The organism is Virgisporangium aurantiacum, from assembly GCF_016863635.1.
Lineage (GTDB): Bacteria > Actinomycetota > Actinomycetes > Mycobacteriales > Micromonosporaceae > Virgisporangium > Virgisporangium aurantiacum.
The window spans coordinates 1-18,380 of record NZ_BOPG01000057.1 but is presented as its reverse complement, the minus strand read 5'-3'; the positions used below and the strand labels follow the sequence as shown (position 1 = coordinate 18,380).

Below are 18,380 nucleotides of genomic sequence, written 5' to 3'. Positions count from 1 at the left end.
CGGGGCACCGCTTGAGGGAAACTTGCGCTGGGGTGACAGGCGTAACATTCGGGGCCGTGAGGGCGGCCCGGTTCGTGGTGTGCATGGTGGTTATGGCCGCCTTTCTCTCCGGGTGCCCGTCCAGCGACGGCGCGGTGCCCAGCGGGCAGTTGCGGATAGCGACCGGCAGCTCCGGCGGCGTGTACTTCCTGTACGGCGGGGCGATCGCCGACTCCGTCCGCCGGCACCTGCCCGAACTGAAGCCGAGCGTGCTGGAGACGGCCGCGTCGAAGGAGAACCTGCGGCTGGTCTCCACCGGCGCGGCGGAGATCGGGTTCGCCCAGGCCGACACGTCGGCCGACTTCGCCGCGGACGGCAAGGTGGTGGCGCTGGCCCGGGTCTACGACGACTATCTGCACCTGGTGGTGCGGGTCGACAAGAAGATCAAGACGCTGGACGACCTGAAGACCAGGCGGGTGTCGGTCGGCGCGCAGGAGAGCGGCACGATCGGCACGGCCCGGCGGTTGCTCGTCACCCAGAAGATCGATCCGGACCGCGAAATCCAAGCCGTCACGCTCGGCCTCGACGCGAGCGCGGCGGCGTTGGAGGCCGACCAGATCGACGCGTTCTTCTTCTCCGGCGGCCTGCCGGTGGCCCGCGTCGCCGAGTTGGCGAAGAAGGTACCCATCGAGATGGTGCCGATCGGCCAGTACGCCAGCGACATGCGCGCCAGCGGCGGGCAGTACTACACCGAGCACACGGTTCCGGCGTCGACGTACGGGCTGCAGTCGGTGAGCACGATCGGGATACCGAACTTCCTCGTGGTCTCCGCGGGAATGCCGGCGGAGACGGCGTACGCGTTGACCCGCATGCTCTTCGAGGACCAGGGAATCCTGCAACGGGCACACCCGGTGGCCGCCCGCCTCAACTCACGCAGCGCCATCTACACCCATCCGCTCGCCCTGCATCCGGGCGCCGCGCGGTACTTCAAAGAGATCAAACCATAGGGAACCAGAGCACGGCCTCGAGGCCGTGCGGGTCGGCCGCGCGCAGGTCGAGCCGCCCGCCCGACGACTCCACCAGCACCGCCACGATCGGCAGGCCCAGCCCGCTGCCGACGGTGTTCTGCGACGTCGGCGCCCGCCAGAACCGTTCCGTCGCCTTCTGCCGCTGCTCGTCGCTCAGCCCCGGCCCGTTGTCGACCACGTGCACGGCGACCCCGTCGTCGAGCGGTCGCACCCACACCGACACCGACGTCGCGCCGTACTTCAACGCGTTGTCGATGAGCACGTCCAACGCCTGACCGACCGCGGTCGTGACGGTCCGGACCTGCAACGGCCGCAACGCCGGCACCCGGCGCAGGGTGGCCCCGTGCTGGGCGGCCATCGGCTGCCAGGCGGTGATCCGCTCGGCCGCCACGTTGTCGGCGTCGACCGTCTCCAGGCTGAAGTTGCCCTTCTCGGCGCTGGCCAGCGCGAGCAGCCCGTCGAGCATCTCGGACAGGCGGTCGGTCTCTCCTGCAGGGCGGTGCGCCCCTCCTCGCCCGGCACCGCCTCGCTCAGGTCCTCGACCCGCAGGCGCAGCGCGGTGAGCGGGTTGCGCAACTGGTGGCTGGCGTGCGAGACGAACGCCCGCTGCCGTTCCAGCACGTCGGACACCGTGCTGACCATCTCGTTGAACGCGGTGGCGAGCCGGCGCAACTCGGGCGGCCCGCCGGCGGCCGGCACCCGCGCGTCGTAGTCGCCGTCGGCGATGTGGTGCACGGCCGAGTCGAGGTCGGCGATCGGTCGGAGCGTCCACCGGGCCAGCGCCAGCGCCATCAGGATGAACACCACCAGGGCGAGCAGCCCGCCGCCGGTGAGCAGCAGCCAGACCTGGCCGGTGCGGTCGCGGAGCCGGTCGGTGGGCGAGATCGTGATGACCGCGCCGAGCGTCTCGCCGCCGCTGCCGATCGGCGCGGCGATGACCATGGGCCGGTCCTCCCACGGCCAGAACGTCCGGGAGGCGTCGGGTTGGTCGCCGGCCAGCGCGTGGTCGCGCTGGCGGCGGGCGTCGGCGGAGACGAGCGTCAGGCCGGGACGCGAGCTGATGAGCGTCTTGCGGTCGCGGTCGACGACGAGCGCGGCGATCCCGTACATCTGCTCGTAGCGTTCGAGTTCCGTGCGCAGGCCCTCCAGCGACGGGTCGGTCGAGTCGTCGTCGTTGGAGGGCCTGCCCTCCAGCGACGGGTCGGCCGGGTCGTCGGAACTGCGGGCCTCGCTGGTCATCGCCGTCTCGGCGGTCGACGCGAACTGCACGGCGTCGGCGAGCCGGTCGAGCGCGATCCGCTGGCTGTTGCTGCTGGCCGTGGCGATCGCCAGCGGAACCTCCAGCGCCGCCAGCACGAGCACCAGCAGCAGGACGTAGCTGGCCGCGAGCCGGCGACGCATCAGGCGGGTCCCATCAGGCAGGTCCCATCAGGCAGGCTCAGTGCTCAGGCGGTATCCCACTCCGCGAACCGTCTGCACCAGCCCGGGGTCGCCGAGCTTGCCGCGCAACGCGGCCATGTGGACGTCGAGCACGTGCGGGCCGACGTACGACGTCTGCCAGACCTCGATGATGATGCGGTCGCGGCCCACGGCCATGCCGGGCCGGCGGGCCAGCGCCGCGAGGATGTCGAACTCCTTGCGGGTGAGCGTCACCTCGGTGCCGCCCTTGAGCACCCGGCGGGCGGTGAAGTCGATGGTGAGCCCGCCGATGTCGACCTGCTGGGTCGCCGGGGCCGACCGGGACGCCCGGCGCAGCACCGCCGCCATCCGCGCGTGCAGCTCGGCCATCGAGAACGGCTTGACGACGTAGTCGTCGGCGCCGGTGAGCAGGCCGGTGACCCGGTCGCGCTCCTCGCCCCGGGCGGTGACGGCGATGATGCCCACCTCGGGCTGCCGGGCGCGGAGCATGCGGCACAGGTCCATGCCGTCACCGTCGGGCAGGCCGAGGTCGAGCAGCACGATGTCGACGGGCGCGGCCTCCAACGCCTCGGCGATCGAGCCGGCGCAGTCGACCTCGTAGCCGCGCTTGCGCAGCCCGGACGCCACCGCGGCGGCGACCCGCACGTCGTCCTCCACCAGCAGCACGCGCATCGGCTACACCGAGTGCCAGGGGACGGCGGCCGGGCCGCTCACACCCGGTTCGGCCACGAACAACGATCCCGCCAACGGCTGCCGCTCCTGGTCGGCGGGGGAGAGGCCGTTGTCGGCGGTGGTGATGTACAGCCGCCCGCCCGGGCCGAACGCGCAGCACGTGACGTTGGCGACGGGCAGCTTGATCACCGTGTCGAGCCCGCCGGCGGGGGTGTAGCGGTGCACCGCCCAGCCGCCGTAGAGCGCCACCCACAGGCCGCCGTCGTCGTCGACGCACATGCCGTCGGGATGGTGGACCTCGATCAGCACCCGCGGGTCGTGCGGCGTTCCGGTGTCGACGTCGTAGTCGAACGCGGTGACCGTGCCGGCGGACGTGTCGATGAAGTACATGGTCTTTCCGTCGGGACTCCAGCCCAGGCCGTTCGACAACGAGGTCGGCCCGTGCACCGGCGTCGCGGCGGGGCCGGGGTCGAGGCGGAACAGCGTCCCCTGACCCCGGACGCCGTCGGTGTAGCTCATCGTGCCGGCGAACGCGCGTCCCCGCGGATCCGCCTTGGCATCGTTGAACCTGAGGTCGGGGCGGTCGCCGAGCACCTCGAGCAGCGGCGAGACGGCGCCGGTGGCCGGATCGAGCCGGACGAACCCGTCGCGGACGACCACCAGGTACGTGCCGTCCTCCGCCGGCAGCGCCGCACCGACGTGCCGGTCGAGGGTGAACTCGGCGCGGGCGGTGCCGTCGGCCTCGGTGAGGTGCACCTTCCCGGCGAGGATGTCGACCCAGCCGAGACAGCCCGCGGACGAGTTCCACGCCGGGCCTTCGGCGAGGTGGGCACCGGCCGTGACGAAGATCTCGGCCGTCGATTCACGCAGCACCACCGAATCGTAACGGCGGGAGCTCAAACCGCGGTGGCCCCGGCGGTGCCGGGCCTCGCGGTGGCGGCGGATCCGGCGGTGCCGGGCCGGGCGGTTGCGGGTGCGGCGGCGTTGCTGGCGGCGTTGCTGGCGGCGTTGCTGGCGGCGTTGCTGGCGGCGTTGCTGGCGGCGTTGCTGGCGGCGTTGCTCGCCGCGCCGTTGCTGGCGGCGTTGCTCGCCGCGCCGTTGTTCGCGCCGTTGTTCGCGGCCGCCGTGGGCTCGGGCCGGTTGCGGAGCCACTTGCGCTTGGTGCGGGAGGTGTCGTGGGCCGAGGCCAGCTCGTTCGCCGCCGCGGCCGTCTCCGCGCCCAGCGCGCGGACCGCGACCTCGGCCACGTACTCGGCCTGGCGGGCGGAGCGGGCCCGGGCCAGCGCGATGTGGTACTCCTGCCGGGCGTGGATCTCGGCCGCGCGGTGCTCGCGGATGCGCCGCTCGGCCTCGTCGTGCCGGGTGTCCCACCCGCTGGTGCCGTACCAGACCTTGCGCAGGTCCTCGGCCGAGAGCTCACCGCGACGATAGGCGTCGAGCGCCGCCCGCGCCACGTCGCGGTCGGCGTCGGAGCCATGGGACGCGACGGGCTCGGGCGTGGCGGCGAGCGACTCGGCGTGCGCCTGGCGCGCCTCCTCGTAGACGCGCTCGGCGGTGTCGAGCACGCTGCTGGCCTCCTGGCTGTGGTTGCGGGCCTGCCGGGCGACCGTGTGCGCGCGGGCGGTTGCGGCCCGCATCTGCACGTACTCGCCGCTGGCCTCGTTGACCCAGCGCGGGTCGGGCGTCCGCCGGACCGACGGGCGGTCGAGGTCGAACGCCAGGGGCTGGCGGGGGAGGGGCACCGAGGGCGCCGCCGCCACCTCGACGGGACCGGGAATGGCCGCGCCCTCGATGTCGGGGCGCTCGGCCGGTGCCGCCGCGGCCGCCTTCACCCGCCGGGCCCGCCGGGGCTTCGGGACGCGGAGGAGGCCCGCCTCGCGGCGCCGGGCCCGGCGGTTGAGCCACCAGGCGACCAGACCGGTACCGAGCACGACGACCAGACCGCTGCCCGTGATGATCGCGTACACGATCGTCACCGGCACCTCGGTCTGCTCGCCGGGCGTCCAGGCAAGCGGTACGTCGAGCGCGATCACGGCCTCACCCCCATGCGCCGCACCCCGCACATGGTGGCACGGGGTGACCAGCCCCGGTCATCTTCCCATTGACGACTGTAATTTGCCCACATTTGATCAGGGCACGGGTTCGCAACGGTACTAAACGACCTGCTCGGGCAGGCCGTCGGACCGGAAGAACCGGCCGTCATCGGTGACGACCGCCGACTCGTACCCCGCCGGTAGCCCGGCCAACCACTCCAGGCCGGCGGGGCCCATCGCGACCGCGGCGGTCGCGAGCGCGTCGGCTCGGCCGAGGTCCGGTCCGGTGACGGTGACCGAGCGCAGGCCGGTCGCCGGGCCGCCGCGACGCGGGTCCACCACGTGCAGGCCGCGTTCGTACGTGCCGGACGTGGCGATGCCGAGGTCGGTGCCGGCGAGCACGAAGCAGACGGCCGCCGGGTCCCAGGGGTGACGCACACCCACCCGCCACGGCTCACCGGTCGACGACCAGCCGCGGACACGCACGTCGCCGCCGGCGTTCACGCTGTGGTCGGTGGCACCGGCGGCCATCAGACGGTCCGAGGCGACCTGCGCCGCCCAGCCCTTGACGTACCCCGACGGGTCGAGCCGGCCGGTGGCGTACACGTCGAAGTAGCCGTCGGTGTCGCGCCACAGGTCGGCGCAGACCGCCAACACGTCCCGGAGGTCGGCGCAGGCGTCGTCGGCGGCCAGGTCACCGGTGTGCAGGCGGGTGACCTCGCTGTCGTCCTTGTACGTGCTGAACGTGTCGTCGACGAGCCGCATCCAGGCGTACACCTCGTCGGCGAGGCGGCCGGCCTCGTCGGCGGGAACGGTGCCGGCGATCTCCAGGCTGATCGCCGTCCCCATGATCTGTTCGACCCGGCGCAGGCCGGTCGCGCTCCGGAGCATGGACTACCGCTTGTCGAGCGCCGACTGCAATGACTCCGCGTAGGCGTCGCTGGTGTAGGTCGCGCCGCTGACCGCGTCGAGGTCGGCGCTCTGCTTCTGCAGGGCCTGCTCCTTGAGTTTGGGACCGGCGCCGGCGCTCTCACCGGTGTTCGGCAGCTTGGCCGTGACGTCGGTGATCTGGTTGCCGGTGACCGTCACCGTCACCGTGACCGCGCCGTACGGCGTGTTCACGGTCTTGCCGACGATCTTCTTCGGCGCGCCGCCCGCGTTCACCGGCGGCGCGCTCGACTTGCCGGTCGCCGGCGCGGCACCCGACGCCGGTGGCGACGCCGGTCCGGACCCGGCCGGCTCCTCCTGGGCGACCGGGTCGGGCGTGTCCGAACCGGCCTGCGCCTTGATGCCGACCAGCAGGGAGGTGGCCGCGGCGGTGCCGAGGATCGCGATTGCTGCACGACGCATGGTGGATCGAGCCCTCCGGCTTACAGTTCGAACGCGCTGACGTGGATCTGGCGCTTCGGGACGTTCAACGGCCGCAGTGCCGTGACGATGGCCTTCGCGAACTCCGGCGGGCCGCACAGGTAGATGTCCCGCATCGTGATGTCGGGTACCAGGTCGGCGAGCCCCCACGAGGTGAGCAGCTTCTTCGGAGCGGACTCGTCGCGCCGGCCGGTGACGACGTGCACCTTGCCGCCGCGCGCCCGCGTGATCTCCTCCAGTTCGGCGCGCAGCACCAACTGCTCCGGCGTGCTCGCCCGGTAGACGACCACGGTGTCGCCGGGCAGCTCGGGCAGCAGGGCCCGGGCCGGCGCGATGCCGCTTCCGGCCGAGATCAGCACGGCCTTCGTCATCGTGCGGGACGCCGGCGTGTGCTCGCCCTCCGGCGCCGACACCCAGACGCGCGTCTCCGGCTGCAGTTCGGGCAGCTTGGACGTGAACCGGCCGACCGCCTTCGCGGTGATCCGCAGCCAGTGCGAGTTCGGCGGCGCCGACAGCGAGAACGGGTGCGACTGGGAGATGAACCCGGCCTGCAGGAACCGCCACCGAAGGTACTGGCCGGAGCGGGCGCCGAGCTGGTCGAGCCGGTTGCCGCTGAGGTAGATCGAGACGGTGTCGCCGCCCTCGTCGACCACTTCGGCGACCCGCACGCGGTGGTACATGTTGATCAGCAGCGGCACGCCGATGCGTCCCCAGACCACGGTGCCGATCACCAGGACGTGCAGGCCGATCCAGTAGATCTTGCCGGCGCCCTGTCCGATGTCCTCACCGGCGCTGAACTGGTGGGCGTAGCCGAGGTACAGCACCACGTAGGCGCTGCGGTGGATCCAGATCCACGCCTCGTACGGCATCATCTTGCGCAGCTGCCGGATGCTCAGCAGCGCGAGCCCGGTCAGGATGGCGGCCGCGGAGAACGCGCCGACCATGTCGGCCTGGTCGTTGAACAGCCGCAGGCCCTCCTTGACGGGGCCGTCGCCGCTGAAGATCGCGTATCCCTCGATGAGGAGCAGAGCGTGGGCGATCGTGGCGACCACGACCAGGGCACCGATGTCGCGGTGCCACTTCAGCATCCGTTCCGCGCCGGCGGCCCGCTGCAGCCCGGGGAGGCGGGCCATGAGCGCGATCTGGGTGAGCAGCGTGTAGCCGGCCACCAGGCCGGTCAGCCGGCCGGCGGCGACGAGGATCGCCCCGGTGCCGTCGAGGGCGGTGGTGTGCTGCCACCAGAGCAGGGCCGGGAACGACAGGCCGGCGAACCAGAGCGTCAGGATCACCCGGCGCGCGGTGTTGCGTGCGGCCTGCGACGGCGGCGGCTCGCTCGCCGGTACCGGGCGGCCCTCGGTGCGGCTGTCCGTCCGGGAGTCGGGCCGGGCCTCGGTCCGCGTGGCGGTGCGGGCGGCGGGGACGGTGGTCGTGCCGCTACCCGTCCAGCGCTGGCCGCCGTTGGTGTCGGTCACCGAGGCGGAACCGGTGGGACGGGCGGATCCCGCCCAGGCCGGCGCGCCGGCTCCGGTGGGTGCCCACGCCGGAGCGCTCTCGCCCGCCGGCGCCGGTGACACGGGGATCTGCTGACCCGTGGTGTCCCGACCCCAGCCGGTGCGGGTGTCGGCGCGTCGCCGGCCGCCGCGACCGCCCGCGGGCGCGGGTGACACCGGTGGCGTGCCGTAGCCGGTCTGGCCCTGGTAGCCGGCCGGGTCCTGGTAGACGGGCGCGGTCGGCAGGCCGTCCGGCGACCGGCCGCCGGGCCGGCGGAACTCGCCGGTCTGGTCGGGCCGGGGGTAACCCGCGTCCGGCCGGGTGAACTGGCCGGTCTGGTCGGGGCGGCGGAACTCGCCGGTGGCCCGATGGTCGCCCGGGTCGGGGCGGCGGAACTGGCCGGTGGAGCCGGCGCCGGGCCGCGGGAAGCCGCCGGTCGTGTCGGGGCGGGGGAAGCCGCCGGTCTGGTCGGGCCGCGGGTATCCGGCACCACCGCCGGAGGCGGGATGGCCGGAGGTCGGGTAGCCGGCATTCCCGCCGGAGGTGGGATAGCCGGCACCGCCGCCGGCGGCGGGGTAACCGGCACTGCCACCGGAGGTGGGGTAGCCGGCGTTGCCGCCTGACGTCGGGTAGCCGGCGTTGCCGCCGGACGTCGGATAGCCGGGAGTGGCGGGGTAGCCGCCGGCCGCCGGGTAGCCCGCGTCCGGCCGGGTGAACTGGCCGGTCTGGTCGGGCCGGCGGAACTCGCCGGTGGCCCGGTGGTCGCCCGGGTCGGGGCGGCGGAACTGGCCGGTGGAGCCGGCGCCGGGCCGCGGGAACCCACCGGTCGTGTCCGGACGCGGGAAGCCGCCGGTCACGTCCGGGCGGGGGAACCCGCCGGTCTGATCCGGACGCGGGTAGCCGGCCGCCTGGTCGGGCCGGACATAACCCCCCGCCGTGTCCGGGCGCGGGAAGCCCCCCGCCGTGTCCGGGCGCGGGAAGCCGCCCGTCGTGTCGGGGCGGGGGAAGCCGCCGGTCTGGTCGGGCCGCGGGTAGCCGCGCTCGTAGCCGCCGGCCTCGCTCTGGCGGGGCCGGTCCGGATACTGTCCCCGGCCGCCGTAGTCCGGTTGCTGGCCGTACCCGGCGGCACCGCCGCCGTAGCCCGATTCCAGCGCCGGCCGCTGCTGGGGCACCTCCGGCGCCCGGCGCCGGCCGCGTCCGGGGCGCTGCCCCGGGTCGTCGCCGGCTCGCGGTGGGTAGCCCGGATAGCCCGGATTCACCGACTCGTCGTCAGTTTGACCATGCCGCGGTCGATGGTCGGGGGACTCGGCTCCCCAACCAGACCGCTGCTCCTGTGTGGGAACGTACGGCCCGCGTCGCGGCGTCGTGTCCCGTCCATATCCTGTCACCAATACCGTTCGTACCGGACTCGGGCACATCGGTGCGAGCCGACACCGCCAACCTTCAGGGGCGCCTAAGGTTCCCCAAACCAGACATGCCAAAAAGAAATCATGGACTCCACCGGAGAGTGAAGTCCATGATCAGGCAACTACCTCAGATGCGGGACGCGAGCCTCGCCAGTACGGAGTTGACCGCGGGGAGTGAGCTCGCGCCGTCGGGGGTGTAGGTCCAGTTGATGCCGACCCACGGGTCGCCGATGTGGTCGTCGGGCACGGCCGAGAGCCGCAGCATCGAGCGCCACAGCGACGACACCAGCGGGCCCAGCGTCGAGGCGTCGCCGGGGTCGGCGACGAAGAGGATGTTGACGCCGTACGCCGGCCCCTCCTCGATCAGGTACCGCAGTTGGGCGACCGCCCGGTCGTCGAAGCCGTACGGGAAGTCGTGCAGCACCAGCAGCTGCCGGGCGCTGTCGACGCTGCCCTCCAGCGTCTCCAGCGCGTCTGCCTGCGCGGCCATCTGGATGAGGTCGACCCGCTCGGTGAGCTTGTTGAGCGTCTCCGACAGCTGCTGCGGCGTGGTGGCCGCCGGGAACAGCACGCCCGGGTTCAGCGGCTGCAGCGCCTGCGCGGCGGCACCGCCGCCGACGAGGTCGGCCACGTGGACCTTGAGCTGGCCGGGCGGGTGCGCCGCGAGCAGCCGCACGACGAGCGTGCGGGCGAGCGCGGCGGCCTCGGTGCGCCGGCCCTCCGACGAGTCGATCCACAGCGGGGTGCGCATCGGCAGCCGGAACACCATCGGCACCTTGAGCTCGGGCGCCTCGGCCACCGTGAGCTCACCGATGCGGATCGCCACCGCCGGCTCCTCGGCGGGCGGCGCCCACGAGTTCCAGGACGGGCTGTCCCAGCCGGCCATCGGCGCCGGAAGCTGGTGGGCGAGCTGGTTCAGCTCGGTGACCAGCGAGCCGACGTCGCGCTTGTAGTCGGCCGTCGCCTGGGCGACCAGCTGGTCGTGCTTGCGCTGGGCCTCGGCCCGGGCCTGGTCGGTGTGCGGCGAGTTGCGCATCCGGGGGTCGTCGAGCAGCGCCGACATCTCGGTGTCGCGGCGCTTCTCGGCGTACTCGGTGGCCGAGCGGAGCGAGGCGGTCGCGCGCGCCGCGTCCTCGAAGATCTTCCAGAGGACGTCGTACATGCGCTCCTCGGCGCTCATGCCGAAGCCGCCGGCCGGGCCGACGGGCGTCTCCTCGATCGGGACCGACGGCGGCCGGATCGTCATCGGCGTGATCGTCGCCGGCGGCACCGACGACGGCCACGCCTGGCCGGGCGCGGGTGCGGCCGGTGCGGCCTGCGCCGGCGGCTGGACGCGTTGCGCCGGAGCCGGTTGCGCGGCCGATGCGGCGAAGCGCGGTGCCGGCGCCGAGACGACGCCGTGCGCCGTGACGAGCTGGGCCAGGCCGCCCGAGTAGCCCTGGCCGACCGCGCGGAACTTCCATACGCCGCCGCGGCGGTACACCTCGAACGCGACCAGCGCACGCTCGTCCCGGAGCCCGTCGATCAGGAACGAACCGACCTCGTCGCCGTTGGGGTCGAAGACGCGGGCGGACGGTGCCGGAACGGCACCGAACGCCCGGTCGTCGAGACTGACCACGGTGAGCACCCGCTCCACGTCGGCCGGAACCGCCGTCAGGTCGATGGCGAGTTCCTGCCGCGGCCCCGCCTGTACCCAGGCCACCCCGTCGGTACGGGGACGACCGTGGTACGCGAAATCGCCGTCGCCGCGGACCCGGCCGGCCGGCGTGACCAGCAGTGCGGAGACTTCGGCCGGAGCGTCGACCTCGATCGTGATCCGGATCCGTTCGGCGGCCAGCGGGGCGTTCTGCCCCTTGACCAGCGCCACCATCGGAGGGGTCCTTTCGGTGGAGGGGTGGGAGAGGGTCAGACCAGGCGCTGCAGGGTGGGGACCAGGTCGAGCGCGGTACGGCCGGCCGCCGCCTCGCCGATCGCCTGCATGCCCCAGCCGTTGCCGTGGCGCACCAGCTTGGCCATGACCATGGCCTGCGCCGGGTAGCCACCGCTGAGCGTGTAGCGGGCCAGTTCCTGGCCGTTGGTCTCGTCGACCAGGCGGCAGAACGCGTTCTCGACCTGCTCGAACGTGTGGCCCTCGTACGAGGTGACGGTCAGGAAGATCGTGTTGACGTGCGCCGGCACCCGGGGCAGGTCGACCATGATCGACTCGTCGTCGCCGTCGCCGTGACCCGTGCGGTTGTCACCGGTGTGGGTCACCGAGCCGTCGTTGCTGCGCAGGTGGTTGAAGAACGCCACGTCGACCGGCTGCTGGTCGGCGAACATCACTGCCGACGCGTCGAGGTCGACCTCCAGCTCGCGGCTGCCGAAGAGGCCGCGCTTCTTGATCGGGTCCCACCCCAGGCCCATGCGGACCAGGGTCAGCTGCCCGCCGTCGCGCTTCTGCAGCGAGACGCCCTGACCCTTTTGCAGCGAAACAGACATCCGTACGTACTCCTTCTGTTCTTGAACGAACGGCCTTGTTGATGGACGCCTGATCGCTAGTACGTCAGGCGGGTGAGATGGGGTACCAGGTCGAGCGGGGTTTTGCCCTGAGCGCCTTCCCCGATGGCCTGCATCTTCCACGCCGTGCCGTCGCGGTAGACCTTGGCCATGATCATCGCCGTGTAGGGCACTCCGCCCGACAGCGTGTAGCGGGCGAGTTCACCGCGGCTGGTCTCGTCGACGAGGCGGCAGAACGCGTTCTCGATCTGCTGGAACGAGTGGCCCTCGTACGAGGTGACCACGAAGAAGATGACGTTGACGTGGGCCGGCACCCGGGTCAACTCCACCATGATCGACTCGTCGTCACCGTCGCCGGCACCCGTGCGGTTGTCGCCGGTGTGCATGACCGAGCCGTCGTTGCTGCGCAGGTGGTTGTAGAAGGCGATGTCGACCGGCTGGTGGTCGGCGAACAGCACCGCCGACGCGTCGAGGTCGATCTCGATCTCGCGGCTCCCGAACAGGCCCCGCTTCTTGATCGGGTCCCAGCCGAGGCCCATGCGCACCAGGGTGAGCTGCGAGCCGTCCTGCTTCTGCAGCGAGATCCGCTGGCCCTTCTGCAGGCTGACCGGCCGCCCGGGCTGGGCAACGGCCTCCCCGCCCGGTGCCTGGGCGGGCGGCTGGGGGAACTGCCCGGTGGGCGGCTGCGGCGGGTATTGCCCGGTCGGCGGGAACTGGCCCGTGGGCGGCTGCGACGGGAACTGGCCGGTGGGCGGCACCTGCGGCGGGAACTGGCCGGTCGGCGGCGCCTGGTAGGCGGGCGGCTGGTTCGGGTACTGCGGGGGAACGGTCGGCATCGGGCCGGTGGGTGGGGCCGGCGGTGCCTGGTACGCCGGCTGCTGGTAGGCCGGTGGCTGCTGCTGGTGCGGCTGTTGGTACGGCTGCTGGTAGCCGGGTGGCGTCGGTGGCGTCGGCGGTGCCTGGTAGGCGGCCGGTGCCTGGTAGGCCGGTTGCTGGGGTGCCGGCTGCTGGGGCGCCGGGGCCGGCTGGTGCGGCGCGGGACGCTGGGGCGGGGCTGCCGCCTGCTGCGACCCCGCGTCGTCGACGCTGACGCCGTGGTCGGTGACCAGGTCGGCGAGCCCGCCGGCGTAGCCCTGCCCGACCGCCCGCAGCTTCCACTGGCCCTGGCGGCGGTAGGCCTCGACCGCGACCACGATGCTCTCCCGGTCGAGCCCGGTCATCGTGTAGCTGGCGATCGGGGTGCCGCTGAGGTCGGTGACCTGCACGATCGGCGGGGCGAACTGACCGAACCGGACGTTGTTGCCGTCGAGGCTGGAGACGACGCGCACCTTGTCGATGTCGGCGGGGACGCGGTCAAGGTCGAGGTCGACGCGCCACGGCTGGCCACCGGCCGGCTGCTGGCACGTCACCCCCGGCCCGTTCGGCTGGTTGAAGAAGATGAAGTCGGCATCGGAACGGACCTTGCCGCTCGTGGTGACGAGCAGCGCGGAGAGGTCGGCGGCATGGGCGACCTGAACCGTCACCCTGAGTTGCCGCACCGCCAGCGACATGTTCTGGCCCTTGACCAGCGCCGTGCTCAATGTGTCCCCCTCGAGTCATCGGACGGGTCGGTGCGCCAAACCCTAACGCCCCCACCTACCGATGCGGATGTGCAGCCTAGGCGATACGCGCAACCCTGTGTGTACCGACTTCGGCGACGTACCACTCCATGATCTCGTCTCCGGCCGCCGCGCCGTGTCCGGTGGTTGTCCGGCAGTTCGGCGCCGAGTATCCGGTGAGGTGGAGTTCGCCGTGCGCCGGCCGGATCGAGGCATCGGCGGTGCTCAACATCTGCTGGTCGAGAAGGGAGTCTCCACCTGCGACGACGCGCTGTGCGCCGAGCCGTTCGGCCACCTCGGCCACCGCCGCGGCCTTGTCGAGCACCTCGGGGAGGAGGTAGAGCTTGCGGCCCTGCAGCGACGCCCGCCAGCCCCGCTGCCGGCACCAGTCGGCCACCTCGCCGGCGAACAGAGCGAACCAGTCCTCACGCACGGTAACGGTGAAGTAGAGGAAGAAGTCCTCCACGGACCGCAACGCCGCGACGTCGTGCTCGCCGCGCCAACCGACGGCCTGCCGCTCGACCTCGGCGAACGGCGCCGCCTCGACGAGCGCGGCGCGCACCCGACGCTCCCAGTCGGGGTCCGACGAGCCGTCGACCAGGATGCGGGCGCCGTTGCACACGACGGCGTATTTCGGTGCCCGTCCGGGCAACCGCAGCCGGGTGTACTGCGGCACCGACCGCGTCGTCGCCGGCAGCACCACGCCGTCGGCGGCGAGCCGGGTCCAGCCGTCGATCACCGCGTCGGTCATGTAGGCGTAGACGTGGTCGTCGACCACGTCGATCGGGGTAAGGCGATCTTGAGAGGGCCGCGCCGAGCCCATCGCCCGTTCGGAGAAGAGAACGGTGCCGTCGAGGTCGGTCGCCGCGAGGACGGGAATCACTGAATCGCCAAGGCTTCCTCTTCGTGCGTGGTTGTCGTGGTGAAGCCGGGCCGGATCAGGCCGACACAGGAGTAGGGCAGGCCCGGCACCTCTTCCACCGGCACGCCGCGCTGTTCGGCGAGCAGGAGCACATGCCGGAGGTCACCCTCGGCGTTCGGGCGGACCAGCACCCGCCAGGGCACCCGGCGAAGCAGCACCCGCGTCGTCTCGCCCACGCCGGGCTTGACGAGGTTGACGTTGGTGATGCCGTACCGGGCGGCGACCTCGTCGGTGGTCCGCCAGCCGCGCCAGTCCGGGCTGCGGTCGCTCTCGGCCAGCCGCGGCCAGTCGGCCGCGACCCGGTCGGCCACCGCGGGGAAGCGCGCGGTGATCGCGTCGATGAAATGCATGGAGACATCGGACGCGGTGAGCTCGCGGTAGTACTTCGCCCCGTGGAAGTCGCCCGGCCCGATGTACGCGTCGTTCAGCACGGTGCGCGACACCAGCCCGGACACGGTCGAGTTGAGGCAGGCCGACGGGATGAGGAAGTCGTCGCGGGTGCCGAACAGCGGGACGCACCCGCCCGGGTCGGCGAGCACGGCCAGCGCCGGGTCGAAGCGCACGCCGTCCTCCGCCTCGACCTCCGCGAGCGCGGCCGCGAGCTCCCGGGTGATCGCGCCCTTGCCGGTCCAGCCGTCGACGAACGCCACGTCGGCCGGGTCGTGTCGGGTCGCGAGGTGACGCAGGGCCACCCGGTCGATGCCCCGCCCGCGCACGATCGACAGCGTGTAGTGCGGCACGTCGAGGTCGTGGGCGAAGCGCGCCCAGCGGCGCATCAGGACGCCGACCGGCGTGCCGGCCCGGGCCAGCGACGCGAGCACCGGCGTCGGCTTGCCGGCCAGCACCAGCTCGGTGACCGTGCCGACGGCGTGCGCGACCCGCTCGGCGGAGTCGGCCAGCGCGGCCTGGAACAGCGCCTGGTACTCGGCCGACGGCTGGTACTCGATCGGCAGCGACTCGGCGTAGTGGGCGGTGCCGGCCTGCACGGCCGCCTCCCGCTCCTCGACCGGCGCCTCCAGCGACACGTCGGACAGGTCCTTGAGCAGCCAGGTGACGTCGTCGGCCGGGTAGCTCCCGAACTCCGGCCCGTGCAGCGGCTTCACAACACCACCACGTTCAGGGATCCGGTGACCGGCCGCAGCGCCTCGACGAGGCCACCGGCCCCCCACAGCGAAGGCGTGTCGGCGGCCCGGTCCAGCACCAGCACGATGCCGTCGAACCCGGCGCCCTCGACGTTGTTGACGAAGCGGGGCTTGCCGTCGGGGTCGGGCTCCGGCGAGGCGAACCGCAGGCTGGTGCGCACCGCGTAGCCCGGGTCGTCGACGGGCAGCACCGGCGACCGGGTGGTCGACGTGTACCGCACGTGTTCGCGGTACCCGGTCAACGCCAGCGCGAGCCGCAACGGCGTGTACATCAGTTCCTCGGAGCCGAGGACGAGGATCCTCCCGTCGGGCAGCCCGCCCGCGACCTCGGCGGCGAGGGTGTCGACGGCGGCGCCGAGCCCGGTGCGGTGCTCGGCCGCGAACCCGTGCCGCCCGCCCTCGGGCAGGCCGGCCGGCCAGTCCGCGTCGATCCTTTTCGGTGCGGTCCCGTTCGGAGCCGACGCCGTGGGGTGCGCCGGAGCGAGCCGGGAAACCAGGGCGGTGCCGCGTTCGAGGACGTCGGCCGGCAGGTCAACCTCGCCGTTCGCCAGGGACACCACGTCGATCCTGGTGCCCAGTTCCGCCGCCAGGTCGGCGAGGACCGGGCGGTCGGCCTCGGTGCGCAGGTCGAGCAGCGCGGCCACCACGTACCGGTCGCGCGGCCGGAGGCGGTGCAGGGCCCGGATCGTCGCGGCGGCCGTGCGGCCCGTGGTCAGCTCGTCGTCGACCAGCACCACCGGCGCCGGGTCGCTGAGCCAGCCCGGGTCGGCCGGCAGCAGCAGGTGCTCGGTGGCGTGGCTGTGCGACTCGTCGAACGTGCCGGCGGGCGTGAACCCGGGCACCGCCCGCCGGGTGGAGTGCAGGTAGCGGGCACCGGCGAAGGAGTCGGAGACGGCGTGGCCGAGCGCGGTGGCCGTCTCCGCGAACCCGAACACCAGCGGCGGCACCGGCACCGGCGTCCCCGGATCGGCCGGCCCGACGCACTTCGCCAGCTCCTCCCGGTCACCCCGCAGTGCCGCCACGAACGGCCCCCACGCCGCGCGCCCGGGGTGACCACCGAGAGCCTCGGCGGCCCTGTCGCCGAGCAGGCGGGCCGACGCGTAGACCAGGCGCGGGTCGGTGGGGATGTGCTTGCCGAGCACCTTCGAGACCACGAGGTGGGCCCGCTTGGGATTGCGTCGCACGGCGAGGCCGGCGAGATCACCGAGCCTGATGCCGTCGGCACCGGGCGGGTCGACGAGCGTGACGTCGAGGTGCTCGCCGACCCACCGCGTCAAATGTTCTGTCATGCTCTGCTTCCCGGAGATGAACAACGGAAATGCGCGCGGCATGAACGCCTCCGCTTCGCTACGGCGCTCATGCCACCAGTTCCCGATCGACGGATGCGTCGAGGAAGTCGACGAAGCTGACGCCCTCGGCGGCGACCCCGAACATCCGCGCCCGGAGCAGCGTGAGCTGCGCCCACGCGTAGTGCGGCCGGACCTCGTTCATCTTGTTCGCGTAGGCGCTGCGCAGCACGCCGCCGGCGCCGTTGGCGTCGGCCGCGATCACCACCGCGTCGCTGTACTCCTCGTGGCTCACCACGCTCAGCGCGTGGACGGCGGAGGCGTGGCTCGGATGGATGATCGTCTTGCCGGTGAGCCCGTTCGCACGGTCCAGCAGGATCTCCCGGATCAGCCCGTCGAGCGCGTCGCGCACCAGCTTGCGACGCAGGACGCGGCCGTTCGGGTCGTGCTCGGTGAACGGGCTCTCGCGCAGCAACGGCTTGAGCACGCGCTCGCCACCGGTGAAGTACTCCCACACCGGGCCCGAGATCACGTAGCCGTCGCCGGTGCGGTCGCGGCGGGCCATCACGTTGATGATGTCGGTGAGCGTGGTCGAGATCAGGCCGAGGTCCCAGGCCGTGAGCTCGGCCGGCCGGCGCAGGCCGTACCAGCCACAGAGATCGGTGACGCCGACCCGCGTGGCGAGCACCCGGTCCCGGAACCGGTCGAGCAGCTGACGGATCTGGATCAACGTCTCCAGTCGCGACTCGGCATGTGCGATCTCCGGCGTCTCCAGTACCGGCATCGCGTAGACGGGCAGGGCCGTGGCCGCCGCGATGTCGTGCACCGCCTGCACCCCTGCCCGCCCCGACTCGTCGGGCCGGAACTTGGGCAGGACGAACCCGCTGACGACGCGCATCGCGTCGCCGAGGCGTTCGGCCATGCGGTAGATCTGGTCGTGGTGTCGTACCCGGATGAAGAGCAGCGGGCCGTCGGGCTCGTCGCCTCCCTCGGCGACAAATCGGCTGCTGCCAGCATCGGCGAACCTACGCAGCTGGTAGGCGAGGTTCACCTCGGCCGCGTCGACCTCGTCGTCACGGATCGCGTCCTCGAGGCAGCACACCAGGCTCATCAGGCCGTCCCGGTGGCAGCGGGCGAGATCGTCGGCGAGGTTCGGCCGGATGGCGGGCGCGTACAGGGTGGCGCCCAGCGCGACGGCGAGCTGGTCCGGCGGACTGTTCCGGGTGAACTCAGCGGGGATCCGATGGAACAGCATCGCTGCCTGCGAATCGGGCAACTGCTGGAAATGGCGCATCGGCGACCTCGTCTTGTGATGAGGGTGGCGCTGCGCGTGACCCACCGGGCCAGCGGCGCCGGGGGCCCGCCGAACGCCTCGGTCGGGTGTGTTGTGTACGCCGCCTTTCGGTCGGCCGGCCTGCGCCGGTGCGGTCCCGCCGGCGTTGCCGGCCTGGTCGCCGGCCTGCGCCGGCGGGTTGGTCGCCGGCCTGCGCCGGCGGGTTGGTCGCCGGCCTGCGCCGGCGGGTTGGCCGCCGGCCTGCGC

At 72.7% G+C, this 18,380-nt stretch carries 16 protein-coding genes; 1 reads left to right on the top strand and 15 read right to left on the bottom strand.

All coding sequences use genetic code 11. From position 1 onward, the window contains the following. Nucleotides 1-56 precede the first annotated feature (56 nt). Complete coding sequence (locus Vau01_RS40450) at nt 57-986, top strand: TAXI family TRAP transporter solute-binding subunit (RefSeq protein ID WP_204005086.1); 930 nt, start codon at nt 57-59, stop codon at nt 984-986. Here the strand turns inward: Vau01_RS40450 and Vau01_RS63880 are convergent. The 15 genes from Vau01_RS63880 to Vau01_RS40380 form a co-directional block, all read right to left on the bottom strand. After that, complete coding sequence (locus tag Vau01_RS63880) at nt 976-1,269, bottom strand: sensor histidine kinase (RefSeq protein ID WP_239152244.1); 294 nt, start codon at nt 1,267-1,269, stop codon at nt 976-978. The two genes, Vau01_RS40450 and Vau01_RS63880, sit on opposite strands and share 11 nt — an antisense overlap. Beyond that, nucleotides 1,248-2,408 carry a HAMP domain-containing protein gene (locus tag Vau01_RS40445; RefSeq protein ID WP_239152243.1) on the bottom strand — a complete coding sequence of 387 codons (1,161 nt, stop codon included), beginning with the start codon at nt 2,406-2,408 and terminating at the stop codon, nt 1,248-1,250. Before Vau01_RS40445 ends, Vau01_RS63880 begins: the two co-directional genes overlap by 22 nt. A gap of 27 nt (nt 2,409-2,435) precedes the next feature. Continuing rightward, nucleotides 2,436-3,098 carry a response regulator transcription factor gene (locus Vau01_RS40440; protein WP_204005085.1) on the bottom strand — a complete coding sequence of 221 codons (663 nt, stop codon included), beginning with the start codon at nt 3,096-3,098 and terminating at the stop codon, nt 2,436-2,438. Nucleotides 3,099-3,101: 3 nt separating this feature from the next. Then, the gene (locus tag Vau01_RS40435) at nt 3,102-3,971 is read right to left on the bottom strand and encodes an SMP-30/gluconolactonase/LRE family protein (protein WP_204005084.1); all 870 of its coding nucleotides are present in this window, start codon (nt 3,969-3,971) and stop codon (nt 3,102-3,104) included. Nucleotides 3,972-3,994: 23 nt separating this feature from the next. Next, nucleotides 3,995-5,131: a hypothetical protein gene (locus Vau01_RS40430; RefSeq protein ID WP_204005083.1), complete on the bottom strand. Its 1,137-nt coding sequence runs from the start codon at nt 5,129-5,131 to the stop codon at nt 3,995-3,997. Nucleotides 5,132-5,251: 120 nt separating this feature from the next. Next, on the bottom strand, nt 5,252-5,980 hold the full coding sequence (locus Vau01_RS40425; RefSeq protein WP_204005151.1) for an FAD:protein FMN transferase: 729 nt from the start codon (nt 5,978-5,980) through the stop codon (nt 5,252-5,254). Nucleotides 5,981-6,025: 45 nt separating this feature from the next. Beyond that, the gene (locus Vau01_RS40420) at nt 6,026-6,481 is read right to left on the bottom strand and encodes an FMN-binding protein (protein ID WP_204005082.1); all 456 of its coding nucleotides are present in this window, start codon (nt 6,479-6,481) and stop codon (nt 6,026-6,028) included. A 20-nt stretch (nt 6,482-6,501) separates the two neighbouring features. Beyond that, nucleotides 6,502-9,249, bottom strand: coding sequence for a ferric reductase-like transmembrane domain-containing protein (locus Vau01_RS40415; RefSeq protein ID WP_204005081.1), 2,748 nt, complete (start codon nt 9,247-9,249; stop codon nt 6,502-6,504). 274 nt (nt 9,250-9,523) lie between these two features. Then, entirely contained in the window at nt 9,524-11,266 is a 1,743-nt protein-coding gene (locus Vau01_RS40410) for a TerD family protein (RefSeq protein ID WP_204005080.1), read from the bottom strand. A gap of 35 nt (nt 11,267-11,301) precedes the next feature. Next, a complete protein-coding gene (locus Vau01_RS40405) occupies nt 11,302-11,874 on the bottom strand; it encodes a TerD family protein (protein WP_204005079.1) in 573 nt (190 codons plus the stop codon). A gap of 56 nt (nt 11,875-11,930) precedes the next feature. Beyond that, nucleotides 11,931-13,472, bottom strand: a complete 1,542-nt coding sequence (locus Vau01_RS40400; RefSeq protein WP_204005078.1) for a TerD family protein — start codon at nt 13,470-13,472, stop codon at nt 11,931-11,933. Nucleotides 13,473-13,548: 76 nt separating this feature from the next. Further along, nucleotides 13,549-14,373 (bottom strand): HAD family hydrolase, encoded by an 825-nt coding sequence (locus Vau01_RS40395; protein WP_204005077.1) that lies wholly within the window; start codon nt 14,371-14,373, stop codon nt 13,549-13,551. Beyond that, nucleotides 14,370-15,515, bottom strand: a complete 1,146-nt coding sequence (locus Vau01_RS40390; protein WP_204005076.1) for a cysteine protease StiP family protein — start codon at nt 15,513-15,515, stop codon at nt 14,370-14,372. The genes Vau01_RS40395 and Vau01_RS40390 overlap by 4 nt, the downstream gene beginning before the upstream one ends. Further along, entirely contained in the window at nt 15,512-16,843 is a 1,332-nt protein-coding gene (locus Vau01_RS40385) for a phosphoribosyltransferase family protein (protein ID WP_204005075.1), read from the bottom strand. The genes Vau01_RS40390 and Vau01_RS40385 overlap by 4 nt, the downstream gene beginning before the upstream one ends. A gap of 67 nt (nt 16,844-16,910) precedes the next feature. Next, nucleotides 16,911-18,134, bottom strand: a complete 1,224-nt coding sequence (locus Vau01_RS40380; RefSeq protein WP_204005074.1) for an HpcH/HpaI aldolase/citrate lyase family protein — start codon at nt 18,132-18,134, stop codon at nt 16,911-16,913. Nucleotides 18,135-18,380 lie beyond the last annotated feature (246 nt).